Here is a 19,461-nt window from a genome sequence, read left to right as displayed (position 1 = left end):
GTGTTCTGCTTCCTGATTGGTTTTACTCGGCTCGATATCCTTCGTGATCTGAGGGTAAAGCCATCCAATAATCTCCCGACATGTATTTAAGTGTATAAAAAATAAGGCTTAAGTAAAAGTGATGATTCGCTGTAGGAGGTGCGTCGGCAATTCGGGTTACTTGTATGGTAATTAGATTTTGGTTAGCCATTACAAATAAAAACGTGTTGCCAAGAGCGCTTGACCGTTTTGGCATCCAACGTCGAAAAATGAGCCTGTTTAACCGCCATTACCCATGGCAGTTCACTGTTCAAATAAACACCACACCCCATGGTGAAGGGGTGTTACTTCAGGGTATGAGTATGAGTGTTTAGTGTTATGGGAATAGGTAGTTCTCATCGGCACTCTCTGCAATCGTCTAATGGGTGTTACAACCGCGTTGGATAGCTCACCGTTCAGTGCCTGGGACGTAGCGACAACCACTTGGCATGGGGGTTATTGAGCATGTGGCTCTGATGAAGGTAGTGGAGATACGTTCGCCTCCTGCCGGTATTGGCGCAGCAGTTTGAGGAAATCGTCCGGTTCCCGATCCAGGCTGCCTACCGGGATCAACAGGTCATAACCGAGCAAGTGGCGCATGCGAATCATCCGGTGGGCCAGCATGGCCAATGCGCCATCGTAGTGCAGCCCTTGCGGGGAGCAAAAGTGACTCTCCTCCAGCCAGTCGATGCCCTGTAAGGGATCATTGGTATGCACAGGCTGCTCATGGGGCTGCTCATTATGCAAGGCATGCAGCAACACAGGGCGCTGCTCTGTCAACAGATGCACGGCCAGTCTGGGAGTGATCAGGGTCAGAAACTCGTCATACTGTTTTATCTTGAAACCGATATAGGGCAGGGGCTGGAGATCCCAACCAACATGGATTCTGGGTTGATCGATACGCTGGATGTTGTGCCACTTCAGTGCCCAGCCGCCATATTTGTGGTGATAGTGGAGGGATTGCTGGCATAGGGAGAGGCTGATCGGGGGTTCATTGAGCTTGAGCCAGCCTATCAAGGTCATCATCATGCCACTCAGTAGCAATATATAGGCCGGGAGCACCGGGCCTTCCACAAGCAACCAGAGCAGTAATAGCATCAGGCTGGTGATGAGCCCCCCGGCCCAGATCAGGGTCAGCCCGTTTCGGCGGACCAGAGGCTTTATATGTTGTGTCTCCATTTAACCTCCTTGTCCTGATGAGAGGGGCGATCTTTTATGACACCACCTGATTGTCTTTGAGCAAGTATAAGAGCCGCGTTTTTGCGCTGGCCAGCAAAGCAAATGGCAGTCATGGGCCGGCTCGGGTATAGTCCTGCGCCAATGGCGTTATCCTGTTTTGCTGACCCGTCGTGGCCCAGGTGGTGGCGAGGGCCAGGCCTGTGTAAGGAGTGTTATGAAGTTCAGTCCCCTGCTCGATGAGATGATGAAAGCCCTGCAGGTATTGCCGGGGGTGGGGCCCAAGTCTGCCCAGCGGATGGCCTTTACCCTGCTCGAGCGTGAGCGCAGCGGCGGCTTGCGGTTGGCCCAGCTGCTCTCTCGCGCCCTGACCGAGATTGGCCACTGCAGCCACTGCCGCACCTTTACCGAGAACGATCGCTGCGATATTTGCGCCAATCCCAAGCGGGAAGAGAACGGTCTGCTCTGCGTGGTGGAGAGTCCGGCGGACGTGGCCGCCATCGAGCAGACCGGCCAGTTTTCCGGTCGCTACTTCGTGCTGATGGGCCATCTGTCGCCGCTGGACGGCATAGGCCCGGAGGAGCTGGGGCTCGATATTCTGGAGCGCCGCCTGAAGGATGAGGCGATCAGCGAACTGATCCTCGCCACCAATCCCACCATCGAGGGGGATGCCACCGCCTGGTATATCGCCGATATGGCCCGTGCGGCCGGGGTGGAGGTGAGTCGCATCGCCCATGGCGTGCCGGTAGGGGGTGAGCTGGAGCTGGTGGATGGTACCACGCTCTCCCACTCCCTGATGGGACGCCAGCGCCTCAAGTAAGGGGCGGGTGGTGACAAGTCGCGAAAAACTGAACATAAAATCGGCGGTTACACGCCAACAGGGGGCGAATGAGCAGGATTGCACATTCGCCCCCTTGATATTTGGATCGCTGTCCCCATCTAGGTTGGGCGTATGTTCAACCCGATGTTTCTGAGGATTGGTCCATGACCCAAAGTGTTCATGCCGAAACCCACGGCTTTCAAACTGAAGTCAAACAACTGCTGAGCCTGATGGCTCACAGCCTCTACTCCAACAAAGAAGTATTCCTGCGCGAGCTGATCTCCAACGCATCCGATGCGGCGGACAAGCTGCGCTTCAAGGCGCTTTCCGATGCCTCTTTGTTCGAAAACGACGGCCAGTTGCGTGTGCGCCTGGTGGTGGACAAAGAGAAGCGTACCCTGACCATCTCCGATAACGGGATCGGTATGACCCGTGATCAGGTGATTGAGCATCTGGGTACCATCGCCAAGTCCGGCACCGCCGAATTCTTCAAGAACCTCTCCGGCGATCAGGGCAAGGATTCCCAGCTGATCGGTCAGTTCGGGGTCGGTTTCTACTCTGCCTTTATCGTGGCCGACAAGGTGACCGTGGTGTCCCGCGCCGCCGGTACTGCTCCGGAGCAGGGTGTGCAGTGGGAGTCGGAAGGGGAAGGCTCCTTCACCGTCGCTGATGTGACCAAAGAGGGTCGCGGTACCGACGTCATCCTGCACCTGCGCGCCGAAGAGGACGAGTTCCTCGATGACTGGCGTCTGCGCTCCGTGGTGGGCAAATATTCCGATCACATCAGTGTACCGGTCGAGATGTTCAAAGAGGGTACCCCGGATCGCGAAGAGGATGGTGAGACCATCGTCGGCACCCCGGGCGAGTGGGAGCAGGTCAACCGCGCGACTGCACTGTGGACTCGTAACCCGAAAGATATCAAGGACGAGGAGTATCAGGAGTTCTACAAGCACGTCGCCCACGACTTTGAAGATCCGCTGCTCTGGGGTCACAACCGGGTGGAAGGGGCGCAAGAGTACACCAGCCTGCTCTACGTACCGGCCCGCGCACCGTTCGACCTCTACAACCGCGATCAGAAGCACGGTCTGAAGCTCTATGTGCAGCGCGTCTTCATCATGGATGACGCCGAGCAGTTTATGCCGACCTACCTGCGCTTCGTCAAAGGGGTGCTGGACTCCAACGATCTGCCGCTCAACGTCAGCCGCGAGATCCTGCAGGATAACAAGGTGACTGCCTCCCTGCGCAAGGCTTGCTCCAAGCGCGTGCTGACCATGCTCTCCAAGCTGGCGAAAGACGATGCCGAGAAGTACGCCAAGTTCTGGAAAGAGTTCGGTAACGTGCTCAAAGAGGGCCCGGCCGAGGATTACGCCAACCGCGAAGAGATCGCCAAGCTCCTGCGCTTTGCCAGTACCGCTGGCGAGGGTGAAGCCCAGACCGTGTCGCTGGAAGATTACGTTGGCCGCATGAAGGAAGGCCAGCAGAAGATCTACTACATCACTGCTGACTCCTATGCCGCCGCCAAGAACAGCCCGCACCTCGAGATCTTCCGCAAGAAGGGTGTCGAAGTGCTGCTGATGTGGGAGCGCGTGGACGAGTGGCTGATGAGCCACCTGACCGAGTTCGATGGCAAGCAACTTATCTCCGTCACCCGTGGCGAGCTGGATCTCGGCGATCTGGAAGACGAAGCCTCCAAGCAGGCACAGGAAGAGGCCGAGAAGGCCAACGCCGGTCTGGTTGAGCGGGTCAAGAAGAGCCTGGGCGATGCAGTGAAAGAGGTGCGTGTCACCCACCGTCTGACCGACTCCCCCTCTTGCATCGTCACCGACGCCTACGGTATGAGCACCCAGATGATCAAGCTGATGCGCGCGGCTGGCCAGCCGGTACCGGAGCAGAAGTACATTCTGGAGCTCAACCCTGATCACGCGCTGGTGAAGAAACTCGACACCATTGAAGACGAGGCACTGTTCGGTGAGTGGGTCACCCTGCTGCACGAACAGGCCCAGCTGGCCGAGCAGGGCGGGCTGAATGATCCGGCGAGCTTCGTTTCCCGCATCAACCGTCTGCTGCTGCAAGCCTAAGCAGCAACGCCGGTAACAGAAAGCCCACTGCATGCAGTGGGCTTTTTTGATCCCGCCGAGTGAGCTCGGCGAAACACAGCGGCAAGGGAGGCGGCCAGCGCCTCTCTACTTGCGGTATTCGTTGTTGTAGTTCTGGATGAGACGGCGGGTCACCTCGTGCTGGGGATCGGCAAACACCTTGAGGGTCTTGCCGCGCTCCACCACCCGACCTTCGTGCATCACCAGCACCTCGTCGCTGATATGGCTGACGATGCCCAGATCGTTGGCTACCAGCACATAGCTCAGCCCCATGGTCTCCTGCATCTCCAGCAGCAGGTTGATGATCTGGGAGCGTACCGAGATATCCAGGGTGGAGAGCGCTTCATCGGCCACCACGATTTTGGGGTTGAGGATCAATGCCCGCGCCAGCGCCACACGCTGCTGCTGACCGGCAGAGAGCATCTGCGGGTAGAAGAGGGCGTGATCCGGCAGCATCCCCACCATACGCAGGGTCTGCACCACCTTCTCGCGGCGCTCCTCTTCAGTCATCTCGGTGTTGAGGCGCAGCGGTGTCTCCAGGATCTGGCCGACCCGGATCTTGCGGTTCAGCGAGGTGTTGGGATCCTGAAAAATCATCCGCAGCAGTTTGCAGCGCGTCTGGTAATCGCCATGCACCATCAGCTGGCCGTCGATGGCGATGTCGCCGCTGGTGGGTTCGATCATGCCAGCCAGAATGCGGGCGAGGGTACTCTTGCCGGAGCCAGCTTCGCCGACGATGGCGAGGGTCTGACCCACTTCGAGATCGAACGAGAGGGGCTTGATCGCCTCCACCGCCTGACGACGGAACAGACCGGTGCGGTTCTGGTAGGTTTTGCTAAGGCCTCTGACCTGCAACAGGGATGGCTCGATCACAAGCGGGGCTCCTTCATGGGGGCATTAACGGTCATCATTTTTTCGGCTCCTCCATGTTCAGCGGGAAGTGACAGCTGAACTGATGGCCCTTGATCCTGTTCATCAACGGAGTCTGCACACACTGCTTCTGGGCGTAGGGGCAGCGCGGCCCCAGACGGCAACCGATGGGCAGGTGTTGCAGCGGCGGTATGACGCCGGGCAGGGTCTCGAGGCGCGACTTGTGGCGCACCAGCTTGTCAAAGTCGGGGATCGATTTGAGCAGGGCATCGGTATAGGGGTGATGCGGGGTTTCGAGGATCTGCTCCCGGGTGCCCACCTCCACCATCTGGCCGCAATACATCACGTTGATGGTATCGGTCAGGTTGGCGATGGCGGCGATATCGTTACTGATGATCAGGATGGTGGTATTGCCCAGCTTGTTCATCTTGTCCAGCAGTCGCAGGATCTGGGAGTGGGTGGTGGACTCCATGGCGCTGGTGGGCTCGTCGGCTACCAGCAGACGCGGCTGGTTGGCAATGGCCATGGCGATCATCACTTTCTGGCACATGCCATCCGACAGCTCATGGGGATAGGCGCGCATCACCTTGCGGTGATCCTTGACGCCTACCCGGTGCAGCAGGGCGATGGCCTTCTTCTTGCGCCACTGGAAGCGCTGCCAGAATTGTCCCTCGAACGAATCGGTCGGGATCGCCTCTTCCAGCTGGGTGCCGATCTCCTCGGAGGGGTCGAGACAGCTGATGGGGTCCTGGAAGATCATGGCGATCTCGCGACCCATGATGCGACGGCGCTCCTTGGGGGCCATGGTCAGCAGATCCATGTCGTTGAAGCGCATCCGGTCGGCACGTACCGTCCAGTTGTCCTTCTCGATGCCGACGATCACCTTGGCGATCAGACTCTTGCCGGAGCCGGATTCACCCACCAGACCGCGGATCTCCCCCTCGGTCAGGGTCAGGCTCACCTTGTCCACCGCCTTGACCTTGCCCTGCGGGGTGTCGATCTCGATGGTGAGGTTGCGTATGTCGAGCAGAGGCATCAGTCATTCCCCTCTTTGAGTGCTTCACGAATGCCTTCACCAACCAGCGATGGGTTGACCTGCACGCCGTACAGGAATGAGTGGGGGACAAGGGTGAGCATGTCTATCTTGGGCACAGAGCATTGCATCAGTCATTCCCCTCTTTGAGCGCTTCGCGGATGCCTTCGCCAACCAGGTTGGTGACCAGCACGCTGAACAGGATAGCCATGCCCGGCAAAGTGACGGTCCAGGGGGCGAGATAGATGAGATCGCTCGAATCAGCCAGCATGGTGCCCCACTCCGGTTGGGGAGACTGGGCGCCGAGGCCGAGAAAACCGACTGCCGAGATATCGAGGATGGCTGCCGACAAGGTGCGAGTAGTCTGGGCCACCAGGGTTTCGACGATATTGGGCAAAATAGCCAGACGCATGATCCTGAAGGGGGGTGAGCCATCGAGCCGACTGGCAATGATGTACTCCTTCTGCATCTCGGCATGCACCGCGTTGTAAGTGGCCCGTATAAAGGGGGGGATCAATGCCAGGGTAATGGCGATCAGGGTGTTGCCAAGGCCCGGGCCCAGAATGGCAACCATGATGATGGCCATTAACAGGGAAGGGATGGAGAGCAGAGTATCGAGCAGATGGTGCAGCACACTCGATTTGAGCCCCTTGCTCATGCCACCGAGGATACCAATGGCAGAGCCGACCACCATGGCGATCGCCACCACGACCAGGGCACAGCCGAAGGTGAGACGTGCTCCTACCACCAGCCGGGAGAGCATGTCGCGCCCCAAATCATCGGTGCCCAGGAAGTAGTCGATATTGCCGGTTGCCGCCCAGGAGGGGGCCAGCAGCAGCTTGTCGGTGTGTTGTTCATCAATGCCGTAGGGAACGACCAGTGGCCCCACCAGAGTGACAAGCAGCAACAGTAAAAAACACCAGAGACCCGCCATCGCCAGCGGGTTACGGCGATAGGATGCCCACGTCTGCTCAAGGGGCGAAAGGATCTTGAGTTCGGGGTAAATGTTCGATTTATCTTGCATAGGGTACCTGGCTCCTGGTCACGCCATGAGCGCGTTCAATCCTGTTTGGCATAGAGCTCTTTGCGCCGTGCCGGATAGATAAGGGTGGTCAGCAACTCTGTGCTGACGCTGATCAGAATAACGAAACTGGCCACCACCAGAGTCGCACCACGAATGGCGGCGTAATCCTGCAGGGCGATGCTGCTGATGAGCCAGCGGCCGATCCCGTGCCACTCGAACACCACCTCGGTGATCATGGCGGAGGTGAGCACGCTGCCCAGTTGCAAGCCCAGCAGCGGGAGTACCGGCGGCAGGGCGTTCTTCAGACCATGGCGCCAGACGATCTGCGCCTTGGACAGGCCCCGGCTCGCCGCCGCCTTGATGTAGTTCTGCTTCATCACGTCGATGAGGGAGCTGCGCACATGACGGATCACCTCGGTGGTGGGCACCACCGCCAGCACCAGTGACGGGAGAATGAGGTGGCGCAGGGCATCATGTAGTGCTGCTTGTCGCCAGGGCTCGTGGCTCAACAATACATCGATCAGGGCAATACCGGTAATGTGTGGTACATCGTAGAGCAGGCTGATCTGTCCTGATGACGGTAGCCACCCAAGATCCAGCGAAAAGAGCATTACCACCAGCAGTGCCAACCAGAATACCGGTACCGCATAGCCGATAAGACCTGCGGTCATGATGGAGAGATCCAGCGTCTTGCCTTGTGACAGGGCCGCCAGAGTGCCGAGGGGAATACCCACCAGCAGCGAGATGGCAAATGCCGCCAGGCAGAGGATCAGGGTGGCGGGAAAATAGTGGCGGATCTCGCCCAGCACCGGCAGCCCGGAGACGCTGGAGATCCCCAGGTCGCCAGCAAAAATACGGCGCAGAAAGTCGGGATAACCGCGCCAGAAACTCAGTTCGTGACCGAGCAACCGATACTCCAGCAGATAGGCGACCAGCGTCAGCGCCAGCAGGGTGATGAGCAGCAGGTTGATGCGGCGCAAGATGTATAGAAGCATGCTTACTCCCTGTAGGCCTGATTGAAGGAGGTGCCGCCAAAGGGCATCAGTGTCAGCCCCTCGATATCGCTGCGAGTGACCTGGGTACGCAGGGCATGGGCCAGCGGAATGAGCGGCAACTGTTCATTGAGCAGGGTTTGCGCGTAATAGTAGTTGCGCAGCCGGAACGAGAGCTGGGGTGTGGTGACCGCATCATCCAGCAGCTGGTCGAAGGCCGGACTGCACCAGCGGCTGTAGTTGTTGCCCCGCTCCACCGCAGAGCAGCTCAGCAACTGGCGAAAGAAGTTGTCCGGGTCGGCATTGTCGGCGATCCAGCCGGAGAGCAGACTGTCGTATTGCCCATTGAGCAGGCGTCTCTCAATGACGGGCCACTCTTGCTGCACAATCTTGAGTTTGATCCCCACCTTGGCCAGGTCACTGCGGATCAGTTGGGCTGTCTTGACCGCATCCGGGTTGTAGGGGCGGGCGTCCGGTTGCACCAGTACCTGCATTTCCAGTCCCTGTTCGAGCCCGGCCTCCTTGAGCAGTTGGCGCGCCCGTTTCAGGTCGGGCTTGCGCTCGGGCAGGCTGGGGTTGTAGCCCCAGGAGAGGGGGGGCAGCAGACTGTTGGCTGGCAGGCCGGTATCGAAATAGACCGCCTGTAGCAGGTTGTCGACATTGATGGCGCTGGCAATGGCCTGGCGAACCTTGACGTTGTTGAACGGTGGTTTACGGGTATTGAGGGCTAAAAACGCGACATTCATTCCTGACTGGACCGAGAGGCTCAAGTCGGGGTGCTCTTTGATCACCGAGAGCTGGCTGGCAGCCGGCGTGCTCATTACGTCACACTCGCCGGTCAGCAGCTTGGCCAGCCGTTTGGCGGATTTGGGGGTGATGTCGTAAACCAGTTGTTCAATTTTTGCTGGCCCGTTCCAGTAAGCGGGATGGCGCTGATAGCGAATGAACTCGTTGTGACGATACTCCTTGAAGCTGAACGGGCCGGTACCGATGGGGCGGCTATCCAGCAGGGTCGGTGTGCCTGCGTTGAGCAACTGGTCGGCATATTCGGCCGAGAGGATCACTGCATAGTCGCTCGCCAGGGTAGCAAGGAAAGAGGCGTTGGGCTGATTCAACTCAAAGACGACGGTGTGTGGCCCTTTTTTGTAGACCTTCTTGATCAGCTGATCCTGCCCCAGACTGAAGAAGTAGGGGTAGTCGCCGCCGGAAACCAGATGATAGGGGTGCTGCTCGTCAAGCTGGCGGGCATAGGTGAAAACCACATCGTCGGCATTGAAGGGACGGCTAGGTGTGAACCAGGCGGTATGGTGAAAGCTTACCCCTTCGCGCAGGGTCAGGGTGTAGGTGAGGCCATCCTCACTGATCTGCCAGTTGGTGGCAAGCGCCGGCTCCAGCGCCAGGGTGTTGGGGTTCACCTCCAGCAAGCGGTCGTAGAGCGGACGGGCACTGGCATCCAGCGTCACCCCTGAGTTGGAAACATGGGGATTGAAGGAGAGGGGGGAGCCCTCAGCGCAATAGATAAGCCCGGTTTTGGAGGCCTCGGGTTGCTTCTGGCAGCCGGTGACCAGCACCAGCAGACCCAGCAGCAAGGGTGTGAGCATTCTCATTGTTGAACCATGTTCTTATAGGGGTTTTGTACGCACGTTTTGATACAAATGTGCCAGCGCGAAGGCTGGCGTGTTGCTGGAGTCGGCATCAACCGCGCTCCTTCACTCTTGTTCTGCATCGTTATCGCCATCCAGCAGCTGATATTTGCGTAGCATGCCACGGAACTGGTGATAGCTTAAGGCCAGCAGTTGAGCGGCTTTGCGCTGATTATACTGGGATTGCTGCATCGCTTGCTTGAGTAAATTAATCTCGTACTCCGCCACCGCCTGCTTGAGATCGAGCGGCAAGGCGAGGGGGGATGCAGATTGTACCTCGCTTCGGGCCTCTTGAGCTGGTTGCGTGACCTGTGGTCGCCAGGGGGAATCAAACGGGTTGAGCACCAGGGTCGAGAGCGGCAACTGGGGATTGCCCTGACGATAGATACTTCGCTCCACCACGTTCTTCAGCTCCCGCACGTTGCCCGGCCAGTGGTAATCCAGCAGTAGCTGGGTTGCCTTGCGCGAGAAACCGGCAAACAGCGGATAGCCCAGTTCCCGGGTCATGCTGTGGGCGAAGTGCTCCGCCAGCATCAGGATATCTTCCCGCCGCTCCCGCAAGGGGGGGAGGGTGATCACATCAAACGCGAGCCGGTCGAGCAGATCGTGGCGAAACTGCCCCTTGTCGGCCAGCGCAGGGAGATCCTCGTTGGTGGCGCAGACCAGTCGCACATCCACCTTGAGGGGCTTGGCCCCACCCACCCGCTCAAACTCGCCATACTCGATGACCCGCAGCAGCTTCTCCTGCACCCGGGCGCTGGTGGTGGCCAGCTCGTCGAGGAACAGGGTGCCGCCATCGGCCCGCTCGAAGCGGCCCTGATGGCGCTTGGCCGCGCCGGTAAACGACCCCGCCTCGTGACCGAACAGCTCGGTCTCCAGCAGGCTCTCGCTCAGGGTGGCGCAGTTGATGGTGACAAAGCTTTGATCCCAGCGCGCCGAGAGATAATGTAGGCGGTGGGCGATCAGCTCCTTGCCCGTCCCCCGCTCACCGATGATCAGCACGGGTTTGCGCAGCGGGGCGAGCCGTGAGGCCTGCTCGATGATTTCGAGGAATGCGTTGGATTCCCCCAGCAGGCTTTCCGTGGCCGTGGTCATAGTGATCCCTGTCAGTTGTTAAAGCTGGTCAATCTTACCAAAAGGTGGTGATTTTTATCACCACCTGCATGACATCTATTGAAACGGGGCAAAGCAGCCCCATATAAATCAACAAGTTAAATTTTGTTCCAGATTGGCACACAAGTTGCCATTGTCAATGGAGAAACAACGCCATGCCAATAACAGGAGTGCAATCATGAGTATTTTTTCCCGTCTGGCCGACATCATCAATTCCAACCTGACGGCCCTGCTCGACAAGGCAGAAGATCCCCAGAAGATGGTGCGCCTGATCATCCAGGAGATGGAGGACGAGCTGGTCAAGGAGCGTTCCAATCTGGCCCGCTTCCTCGCCAGCCAGAAAGAGATTGGTCGTCAGGTCGCCCGTCATCAGGAGCGGGTCGACGAGTGGCAAGCCAAGGCCGAGCTGGCCCTGACCAAGGGACGTGAAGATCTGGCCCGCGCCGCCCTTATCGAGAAGAAGAAACAGACCGAGTTGTCAGAGACCCTCTACCGCGAGCAGCAAGCGGTCGACAGCGGTATCGAGAAGCTGGGTGAAGAGATCCGTCAGCTCGAAGCCAAGCTGGAAGATGCCCGCGCCCGTCAAAAGGCGATGGCCATTCGCACCGAAGCGGCCAGCAGCCGTCTCAACGTGCAGAGCCAGGTAGCTCGTGGCGAGAGCCAGGCGGTGGTGAGCAAGTTTGAGCGGATGGAGCGTCGCATCGACGAAATGGAAGCGCGCGCCGATCTGGGACAGTCCGACAAGGCGCTGGCGCAGCAGTTTGCCGAGCTGGAAGTGGACGATCAGATAAGCCGCGAGTTGGAAGCCATGCGCCAGAAGCTGGGTCAGGGCGACAGCAAAAGCGAAGGCAAACAGGGGGAGTAACAGATGGAAGATCTGCTGGGCGTATTGATGGTTCCCATGGTGGTCTTCATGGTGGTGGTAGCCCCCATCTGGCTGGTGCTGCACTATCGTGCCAAGGGGCGCATCGGCGCCGGTCTTGCCGATAGCGAGCGGGAACAGCTGCAAGGGCTGCTGGCTCGCACCGAGAAGATGCAGGAGCGAGTGGGCGCGCTGGAGTCGATTCTGGATGCGGAAGTACCCGGTTGGAGGAACAAGGTATGAGCAGTGTCAGTCGTGAAGGGCGTAACCTCTATCGCGATCCCCAGCGTGGCAAGATAGCCGGGATCTGTGCCGGTTTGGCTGAGTATTTCGGGGTGGAGACCTGGATCGTGCGGCTGCTCGCCATCAGTGGCCTTATCTTCGCCGGTTTCATCACCTTCACCGCCTATATCGCCGCCTGGTTCCTGCTCGACAAAAAGCCGGTCACCCTCTATTCGCAAGAGGATGCCGACTTTGCCGAGGTGCGGATGAAAGCGCGCAGCTGGCAGGCGGGGATCACCCCTCATCAGGCGCTGGGTCGCATCGCGCAGGAACTTGACGCGCTGGAGCCCAGAGTTCAGCGGATCGAGAAGCTGGTGACCTCCAGGGAGTTCACCCTGCAGCGGGAATTTCGCAAGCTGTAGTGCTTGCTGAAGCCCCCATGTCGATGGCGGCGCCTCCCGTGATGCGCCACCATCGACACCAGCTATCCAGATGCAACCACCAAGGGAGAACGGGTCAAGCCTTGATACTCAATAAACTGGAACAGAAGTTGACTCGCCTGCAACACAAGGCGAACGACGTGGTGAACCGGGTGCGGGATCGCCATATTCGGCTGGCGGTGACCGGCCTCTCTCGCAGCGGCAAAACCGCCTTTATCACGGCGCTGGTCAACCAGCTGGAACACGCGGCCATCGACGGCCGTTTGCCGTTGTGGGATGCCCTGCGTCAAGGGCGCATCCTCGGCGCCCGCCGGGTGCCGCAGCTCAATGCCCACATCCCCACCTTTGCCTACGAACGTGGCCTCGACTCCCTGTTTGGCGATCCACCTGCCTGGCCCGAGCCGACCCGCGGGGTGGCCGAAGTGCGCCTCGAAATTCGCTACCGCACCCGTCATCCCCTGCGCAAACATCTGGGGGAGATCTCCACCCTCTACGTGGATCTGGTGGACTACCCCGGAGAGTGGCTGCTCGACTTGCCGCTCCTTGAGATGAGCTACGAGCAGTGGAGCGAACAGGTGCGCGAGCAGCTTCGTCGCTCAGAGCTGCAGGCACTTGCCGCCAGCTGGCTGACACCCGGGTGGCAGGTCGATCAGCGCTTCGAAGAGCGGCCGGTGGCTGAGCTAGCCGAGCGTTACACCGCCTACTTGCATGCTTGCAAACAGGAGCTGGGATTGCACCTTATTCAGCCCGGCCGCTTCGTCTTGCCGGGCGAGTATGCCGGTGCCCCCATGCTGCAATTTGTCCCCTGGGTGTGGGAGATGCCTGTCGGCGAGCCCGCCGATGGCACTCTTTACGCCACTCTCAAGCAGCGCTTCGAGCAGTACAAGCAGCATCTGGTGCAGGGTTTTTATGAGCAGCACTTTGCCGGCTTTGATCGCCAGATCGTGCTGGTGGATTGCCTGCAGCCGCTTAACGCCGGGGCGGCCAGCTTTGGCGACATGCAGCAGGCCATCGCCCGCATCATGGAGAGCTTTGCCTACGGCAAAAGCAACTGGTGGCGGCGGCTCTTCTCGCCCCGTATCGACAAGCTGCTGTTTGTGGCGAGCAAGGCCGATCACGTCACCCCCGAACAGCATGCGCCCATGGTCTCCCTGCTGCAGCATCTGGTACGCAGCGGTCGCGGTCAGGCTCGTTTTGAGGGGATCACCACTGAGTGCTTGGCGCTCGCCGCCATCAAGGCGACCGAAGTGGGCAAGGGGGTGGCCAATGGCCGCGAGTTCCCGGCCATCCGTGGCACCAGCCTGAACGGTGAGCCGCTGCTGCTATTCCCCGGGGAGGTGCCTCCCCATATTCCGCCTGTGCAGTGGTGGAACAGTCAGGGCTTTGATTTTCAGGCGTTTCGCCCCATGCCCATGAGCGCCCATCAGGCGTTGCCCCATATCCGGCTCGATGCGGCGCTGGAGTTTCTGCTCGGGGATCACCTCGAATAACGGTGTGCGGCTCGGGTTTGTTTCCTGCGCCGCCCGCAGGAGACTGTTTTCAGGAGAATAAGGCGATGAACGATCAGATAAAAGAGCGGCCACCGCTGCAGGGCAAGGTGATCCTTGAGCCAGCCTTGACGGTGGCCAGTGACGAGCGACCGCCCGCTCCGGCCCAACGGCTGGAGGAGGCGAGCTTCGAGCGCCTCGACGAGCTGGACGAGTTCACCGAGGTGGAGAGCGCCCTCGTCATCAAACCGCGTCGCCGTCATCGGCTGCTGGCGTGGGGGCTGGGGGCAGTCGGTCTGCTCTCGTTGGGCCAGTATGGCGCCTTTCTTTACGATCAATTCCTCACCACCCCGCTCTGGGGCAGCGCCTGGCTGGCGGCCTCGGCGCTGGTGGCGGCGGGGACCGCCAGCGTGGTGGGGCGCGAGTGGCTGCGACTGCGGACCCTCAAGCGGCGTCAGGATGTACGCTCGCGAGCAGAAGATCTGCTTGCTCATCAGGGAGTCGGACAGGGGCAGGCCTTTTGCGAAGGGTTGGCGGTCAAAAGTGGCGACAAGGGGCGCGAAGGGTATCAAACTTGGCTGGCCCAGCTCGACGAGAGCCACAGCGATCGGGAGGTGCTGACCCTCTATAGCCAGCTGGTGCTCGGCGAGCGCGACAAACTGGCGCAGGCGCGGGTGGCCAAATGGTCGGGGGAGGCCGCGGTGCTGGTGGCCCTGAGCCCGCTCGCCACCGTCGACATGATGTTGATGCTGTGGCGTAACCTGCGGATGATCGAGGATATCGCCGATGTCTACGCCATCGAGCTCGGCTACTGGAGCCGCATACGCCTCATTCGTCAGGTGTTTCGCAACATGCTCTACGCCGGTGCCACCGAGCTGGTGACCGAGGTGGGGATGGACTTGCTGGGCGCCGAGTTTGCCGCCAAGCTCTCTGCCCGCGCGGCGCAAGGGGTGGGGGCCGGGCTGCTCACCGCTCGCCTTGGCCTGCGCACCATAGAGGCGTGCCGCCCACTGCCATGGTGTGCTGACGAGAAGCCCAAACTCGGTGAGCTGCGCAAGCGGCTGATCGGCCAGTTGGCGGGGTATCTCAACAAATCCTGATAGCCCTGTCTGCACCTTGCTGCGATGATCCATGCCCCTGTCGTGCTCGCCAAGCCACAGGGGCATAGTTTTAATCGGCAGATCATTGAGTTGGCAGCAGAGTCCTGCTTTGGCGGGGCGCCCGTTTACGGTTAAGCTGGCAGTCAATCTTACCAATCACACCAATAGTACCAATCGGCAAGGATGCCCGATGAACTTTACCTTTCGCCAGATCCGTTATTTTGTGGCCGTGGCCGACAGCTTCTCAGTGAGTCGCGCCGCCGCCGAGCTGCACATCTCCCAGTCGGCGGTCACCAGCGCCATTCGCGAGTTGGAGACCGAGCTAGGGGCCCCGCTATTTGAGCGCAATCCGCGCGGCGTCACCCTCACCACTCAGGGGCACCAGTTTTTGCTCCACGCCCGCCGCATTCTCGGCGCCATGACCGAGGCGAGCCACTCCCTCAAAGCGGTGGCCCAGCAGGATCAGGGGCGACTCACCATCGGCGTGACCACCTTGGTGGCGGGTTACTACCTCTCTGAGGCGCTTGGCCGCTTTCGCCGCGCTTTTCCGGCGGTACAGATCGAGGTGAAGGAGGATGAACAGCCCTTCCTTGAGCACCAGATCGTCAACGGCGAGGTGGATGTGGGGATCCTGATGACCAACCGCACCATCCGGCAAGAGGCGTTTGATACCGAGTTGCTGACCCGCTCGCCGCTGCGGCTCTGGCTGGCCGCCAACCACCCGCTCTGCGCCGAGTCGACCCTCTCGCTCACCGCGCTGGGGGAGGAGCCGATGATCTCGCTGACCGCCGATCAGCTGGATCAGATCATCGGTGGCGGCCTGCGTCGCTACGGCATCTCCCCCCGTATCGTGCTGCGCACCGCGTCGGTGGAGGCGGTGCGCAGTCTGGTGGCAAGCCAGCTCGGGGTCGCCCTGTTGCCCGACTTTGCCTATCGCCCCTGGTCGCTGGAGCAGGAGCGGGTCGAGGCGCGCCCCATCAAGGAGCCCATTCCCGCCATCGATATCGGGCTGGTGTGGCGCCGTGGTTCTCGGCTGGATTGGACGGCGCGGGAATTTATCGATATTGCGCGGGATCAGAGCCGGTTGCGGGCCCGTCAGGCGCTCCCTCGCTAGCCATCTCTTGCGGGGTAGCCACCAAAAATCAGATTCATCTGCACTCGATATCGATTTAGCTGATACCTGAGCCATCAAAAATTGAAATATTCATCGTATTGCCACTCCCCTAAGCTCATTGCTGGTTAACAGGATGTTAACGCCCACGGCGGCGTTCCCTCACCTGATGCAAGTCAACACAATGCAAGGAGTGCATGATGAAATTGACCCCTCTGATGCTGGCTCTTGTTCCGGCGCTGCTGGCAGGCCAGACCCAGGCTGCCCCGACCGAGCTCGGCAAGGGTGAAGGCCAGCTCAATATCGTGGCCTGGGCTGGCTACGTTGAGCGTGGCGAGACCGACAAGAACTACGACTGGGTGACCGGATTCGAGAAAGAGACCGGCTGCAAGGTGAGCGTCAAGACGGCGGCCACCTCGGACGAGATGGTGGCCTTGATGAACGAGGGGGGCTTCGATCTGGTGACCGCCTCCGGCGATGCCAGTCTGCGTCTGATTGCCGGTGGCAAGGTGCAGGCGCTCAATCTGGCACTCATCCCGAGCTACAGCAAGATTGATCCCCGGCTGCAAAATGCCCCCTGGCACACTGTGGATGGCAAGCACTACGGCGTGCCCTACCAGTGGGGCGGAAATATCCTGATGTACAACACCAAGGTATTCCCCAAGGCACCGGACTCCTGGAACGTGGTATTCGAGGAACAGACCCTGGCGGATGGCAAGTCTAACAAGGGGCGGGTGCAGGCCTTTGACGGCCCGATCCACATCGCCGATGCCGCCCTCTATCTGATGACCCATCAGCCCGCGCTGGGCATCAAGGATCCTTACGAGCTGAACGAGGAGCAGTACAAGGCCTCCCTCGATCTGCTGCGCAAGCAGCGCCAGCTGGTGGGACGCTACTGGCATGATGCTTTCGTTCAAATCGACGACTTCAAGAACGAAGGGGTGGTTGCCTCAGGCTCCTGGCCGTTCCAGGCCAATGCCCTGATCGCCGACAAGCAGCCCATCGCCACCACTGTGCCGAAAGAGGGAGTGACCGGTTGGGCCGATACCAGCATGGTGCACAGCGATGCCAAGAACCTCACCTGCGCTTACAAGTGGCTGGAGCACTCCCTGAGCAACAAGCTGCAGGGAGATCTCGCCGCCTGGTTTGGCTCGGTGCCTGTGGTACCTGCCGCCTGCGAGGGCAATGCCCTGCTGGGCCCGACCGGGTGCAAAACTAACGGTATCGACAACTTCGATCGGGTTCGCTTCTGGCGCACTCCGGTCTCCCAGTGCAAGAGCCAGGGAACTTGCGTGCCCTATTACCGCTGGGTTTCCGACTATATCGCCATTCTGGGCGGTCGCTGAGGTGGGGTGAGCAGCGTTTCCTCTGCACAGTTGCTCAAACCGGATAATCAAGCGGGCCGGACAGGAGTCCGGCCCATCCCAGTACAGACAAGGACGCCCCATGAACGCCGTACAATTTGACCGGGTCAGTCGCCACTATGGCGAGGTGAAGGCGGTCGACGACATCTCTTTCCAGATCCCCTCCGGGGAATTCTTTACCCTGCTGGGGCCGAGCGGTTCCGGCAAGACCACTTGCCTGCGGATGATCGCGGGCTTCGAGTACCCGAGCGACGGGGAGATCCGCCTGTTTGGCGAACCCTGCTCCACCGTGCCGCCCTATGATCGCAACCTCAATACCGTGTTTCAGGACTACGCCCTGTTTCCCAACATGGATGTGCGCGACAACATCGGCTATGGCCTGATGCTCAAGGGGGTCGCCAAGGCGGAGCGTTACCGCAAGGTGGACGAGATGCTGGAGCTGGTGCGACTGCCCGGGGTCGGCAAGCGCCGCCCGAGCCAGCTCTCCGGCGGCCAGCGCCAGCGCATCGCCATCGCCCGGGCGCTTATCAACCAGCCACGCATCCTGCTGCTGGATGAGCCGCTGGGGGCCCTCGATCTCAAACTGCGAGAGCAGATGCAGCTTGAGCTCAAGGCGCTGCAACGCCAGCTGGGCATCACCTTTATCTTCGTCACCCACGATCAGCAGGAGGCGCTCTCCATGAGCGACCGGATCTGCATCTTCAGTCAGGGCAAGATCGAGCAGATCGCTGCGCCCGATACTATCTACGACGCTCCGGCAACGCCGTTTGTGGCCCGCTTCGTTGGCACCGTCAATCTGTTCGAAGGGGAGCAGGCCAGACGGCTGTGCGGCGACGGCAGCCAGATGATGGTGCGCCCGGAGCGGATCCGGCTCGCTGAGGCGGGCGCGCCGGGCTGGTCGGGGGAGATCCGCGAGGTGGAGTATCTGGGCCCCTTCGTCCGTTATCGGGTTGATCTCGGGGAGCAGCTCGAGATCATCGTCAACCACCCCAATGAGGGGCAGGCCCGTCTGGCGCGTGGCAGCAGGGTCAGCCTCAGTTGGCCGGAGCAGGCCATCCATCGCCTGAGCGGCGCCCATCAGGGGGCGCAGCCATGAGTGCCTCTCACAGTGCGAGTCTTGCCATGAACCATCAGCCCGAACCTGCCCGTTTCAGGCCGCTGCGGCGCCTCTCGACCCTGCTCTATGGTCGGCCCGGCCTGCTGCTGGCGATCCTGCTGGGGCCGCCGCTGCTGTGGCTCGGCATCATCTATGTCGGCTCCTTGCTGATGCTGCTCTCCAACTCTCTGTTCGGGCTGGACGAGTTCAGCGGTCAGGTGCGCCACGAGCTGGGGCTGCAAAACTTCGTCGCCCTGCTACGGCCGGAGAATCTGGATGTGATCGGCCGCACCGTCGGCATGTCGCTGCTGGTGACCCTGGCCTGCGCCCTGCTCGGTTTTCCGGTGGCCTACTACATGGCGCGCTACACCAGTGGCAAGACCCGGGCGCTGTTCTATGTGGGGATCATGCTGCCGCTCTGGTCCAGCTATCTGGTGCGGGTCTACGCCTGGAAGCTGATCTTGGCCAAGGAGGGGGTAGTGAGCTGGCTTGCGGACAGCATGGGGCTGGAGTGGCTGCTCGATGCCATCCTCTCCCTGCCGGTGATAGGTGGCCCGTCGCTCTCTTTTTCGCGGCTCGGCACCTTTATCTTGTTCGTCTATGTCTGGCTGCCCTTCATGATCCTGCCCATTCAGGCGGCGGTGGAGCGTATTCCGCGATCCCTCCTGGAGGCGAGCAGTGATCTGGGGGCAACACCCGCCCAGACTTTTCGCAACCTGATCCTGCCGCTGGCGTTGCCCGGTGTGGTGGCGGGCTCCATCTTCACCTTCTCGCTGACCCTCGGTGATTACATCATCCCCGGCATCATTGGCAACTCGACCATGTATATCGGTCAGGTGGTCTATATGCAGCAGGGGACTGCGGGCAACTTGCCCTTCGCCGCCGCCTTCTCGTTGGTGCCGATCCTTATCATCGCCATCTATCTGGCGATCGCGAAACGACTGGGGGCTTTTGATGCGCTTTGACCCTATCGCTTTGAACCGGCAGCAAGGAG

Annotated in this window: 18 protein-coding genes; 11 read left to right on the top strand and 7 right to left on the bottom strand. The window is 60.3% G+C overall.

Translation table 11 applies throughout. The features are described 5' to 3' along the window. Positions 1-474: 474 nt before the first annotated feature. Positions 475-1,197, bottom strand: coding sequence for a DUF2982 domain-containing protein (locus I6L35_RS17980; RefSeq protein WP_216978939.1), 723 nt, complete (start codon positions 1,195-1,197; stop codon positions 475-477). A gap of 214 nt (positions 1,198-1,411) precedes the next feature. Here I6L35_RS17980 and recR point away from each other — a divergent pair, with 214 nt between their 5' ends. Beyond that, a complete protein-coding gene (gene recR / locus I6L35_RS17975; protein ID WP_005346280.1) occupies positions 1,412-2,014 on the top strand; it encodes a recombination mediator RecR in 603 nt (200 codons plus the stop codon). Between the two features lie 164 nt (positions 2,015-2,178). Further along, positions 2,179-4,092 carry a molecular chaperone HtpG gene (gene htpG, locus I6L35_RS17970; RefSeq protein ID WP_216978938.1) on the top strand — a complete coding sequence of 638 codons (1,914 nt, stop codon included), beginning with the start codon at positions 2,179-2,181 and terminating at the stop codon, positions 4,090-4,092. Positions 4,093-4,197: 105 nt separating this feature from the next. Here htpG and I6L35_RS17965 read toward each other — a convergent pair whose 3' ends face one another. The 6 genes from I6L35_RS17965 to pspF form a co-directional block, all read right to left on the bottom strand. After that, positions 4,198-4,983: an ATP-binding cassette domain-containing protein gene (locus I6L35_RS17965; protein WP_139459507.1), complete on the bottom strand. Its 786-nt coding sequence runs from the start codon at positions 4,981-4,983 to the stop codon at positions 4,198-4,200. A gap of 34 nt (positions 4,984-5,017) precedes the next feature. After that, a complete protein-coding gene (locus I6L35_RS17960) occupies positions 5,018-6,016 on the bottom strand; it encodes an oligopeptide/dipeptide ABC transporter ATP-binding protein (protein WP_216978937.1) in 999 nt (332 codons plus the stop codon). Positions 6,017-6,143: 127 nt separating this feature from the next. Continuing rightward, positions 6,144-7,037, bottom strand: coding sequence for an ABC transporter permease subunit (locus I6L35_RS17955; RefSeq protein WP_005346264.1), 894 nt, complete (start codon positions 7,035-7,037; stop codon positions 6,144-6,146). Between the two features lie 35 nt (positions 7,038-7,072). Continuing rightward, positions 7,073-8,032 (bottom strand): ABC transporter permease subunit, encoded by a 960-nt coding sequence (locus I6L35_RS17950; protein WP_216978936.1) that lies wholly within the window; start codon positions 8,030-8,032, stop codon positions 7,073-7,075. A 2-nt stretch (positions 8,033-8,034) separates the two neighbouring features. Continuing rightward, the gene (gene sapA / locus I6L35_RS17945) at positions 8,035-9,630 is read right to left on the bottom strand and encodes an ABC transporter substrate-binding protein SapA (RefSeq protein WP_216980316.1); all 1,596 of its coding nucleotides are present in this window, start codon (positions 9,628-9,630) and stop codon (positions 8,035-8,037) included. 108 nt (positions 9,631-9,738) lie between these two features. Then, positions 9,739-10,767, bottom strand: coding sequence for a phage shock protein operon transcriptional activator (pspF, locus tag I6L35_RS17940; RefSeq protein ID WP_005333674.1), 1,029 nt, complete (start codon positions 10,765-10,767; stop codon positions 9,739-9,741). Positions 10,768-10,963: 196 nt separating this feature from the next. Here pspF and pspA point away from each other — a divergent pair, with 196 nt between their 5' ends. The 9 genes from pspA (at position 10,964) to I6L35_RS17895 (ending at position 19,432) form a co-directional block, all read left to right on the top strand. Beyond that, positions 10,964-11,650, top strand: coding sequence for a phage shock protein PspA (gene pspA / locus I6L35_RS17935; protein ID WP_005361184.1), 687 nt, complete (start codon positions 10,964-10,966; stop codon positions 11,648-11,650). A 3-nt stretch (positions 11,651-11,653) separates the two neighbouring features. Next, complete coding sequence (gene pspB, locus I6L35_RS17930; RefSeq protein WP_005333672.1) at positions 11,654-11,890, top strand: envelope stress response membrane protein PspB; 237 nt, start codon at positions 11,654-11,656, stop codon at positions 11,888-11,890. Beyond that, the gene (gene pspC, locus I6L35_RS17925; RefSeq protein WP_005333670.1) at positions 11,887-12,291 is read left to right on the top strand and encodes an envelope stress response membrane protein PspC; all 405 of its coding nucleotides are present in this window, start codon (positions 11,887-11,889) and stop codon (positions 12,289-12,291) included. Before pspB ends, pspC begins: the two co-directional genes overlap by 4 nt. Positions 12,292-12,392: 101 nt before the next feature. Then, positions 12,393-13,799, top strand: coding sequence for a YcjX family protein (locus I6L35_RS17920; protein WP_216978935.1), 1,407 nt, complete (start codon positions 12,393-12,395; stop codon positions 13,797-13,799). A 65-nt stretch (positions 13,800-13,864) separates the two neighbouring features. Continuing rightward, the gene (locus tag I6L35_RS17915) at positions 13,865-14,896 is read left to right on the top strand and encodes a YcjF family protein (protein ID WP_043824835.1); all 1,032 of its coding nucleotides are present in this window, start codon (positions 13,865-13,867) and stop codon (positions 14,894-14,896) included. Positions 14,897-15,086: 190 nt separating this feature from the next. Then, entirely contained in the window at positions 15,087-16,010 is a 924-nt protein-coding gene (locus I6L35_RS17910; RefSeq protein ID WP_005346246.1) for a LysR family transcriptional regulator, read from the top strand. A gap of 197 nt (positions 16,011-16,207) precedes the next feature. After that, positions 16,208-17,353, top strand: coding sequence for an ABC transporter substrate-binding protein (locus tag I6L35_RS17905; RefSeq protein WP_216980315.1), 1,146 nt, complete (start codon positions 16,208-16,210; stop codon positions 17,351-17,353). Between the two features lie 100 nt (positions 17,354-17,453). Further along, the gene (locus tag I6L35_RS17900; RefSeq protein WP_206877046.1) at positions 17,454-18,467 is read left to right on the top strand and encodes an ABC transporter ATP-binding protein; all 1,014 of its coding nucleotides are present in this window, start codon (positions 17,454-17,456) and stop codon (positions 18,465-18,467) included. After that, complete coding sequence (locus I6L35_RS17895) at positions 18,464-19,432, top strand: ABC transporter permease (RefSeq protein WP_216978934.1); 969 nt, start codon at positions 18,464-18,466, stop codon at positions 19,430-19,432. Before I6L35_RS17900 ends, I6L35_RS17895 begins: the two co-directional genes overlap by 4 nt. Positions 19,433-19,461: the final 29 nt, after the last annotated feature.

Origin of the sequence: Aeromonas sp. FDAARGOS 1405, from assembly GCF_019048265.1 — a bacterium.
In the GTDB taxonomy this organism is placed as follows: domain Bacteria; phylum Pseudomonadota; class Gammaproteobacteria; order Enterobacterales; family Aeromonadaceae; genus Aeromonas; species Aeromonas veronii_A.
The sequence above is the reverse complement of the archived record's forward strand: the minus strand, read 5'-3'. Positions and strand labels throughout refer to the sequence as shown.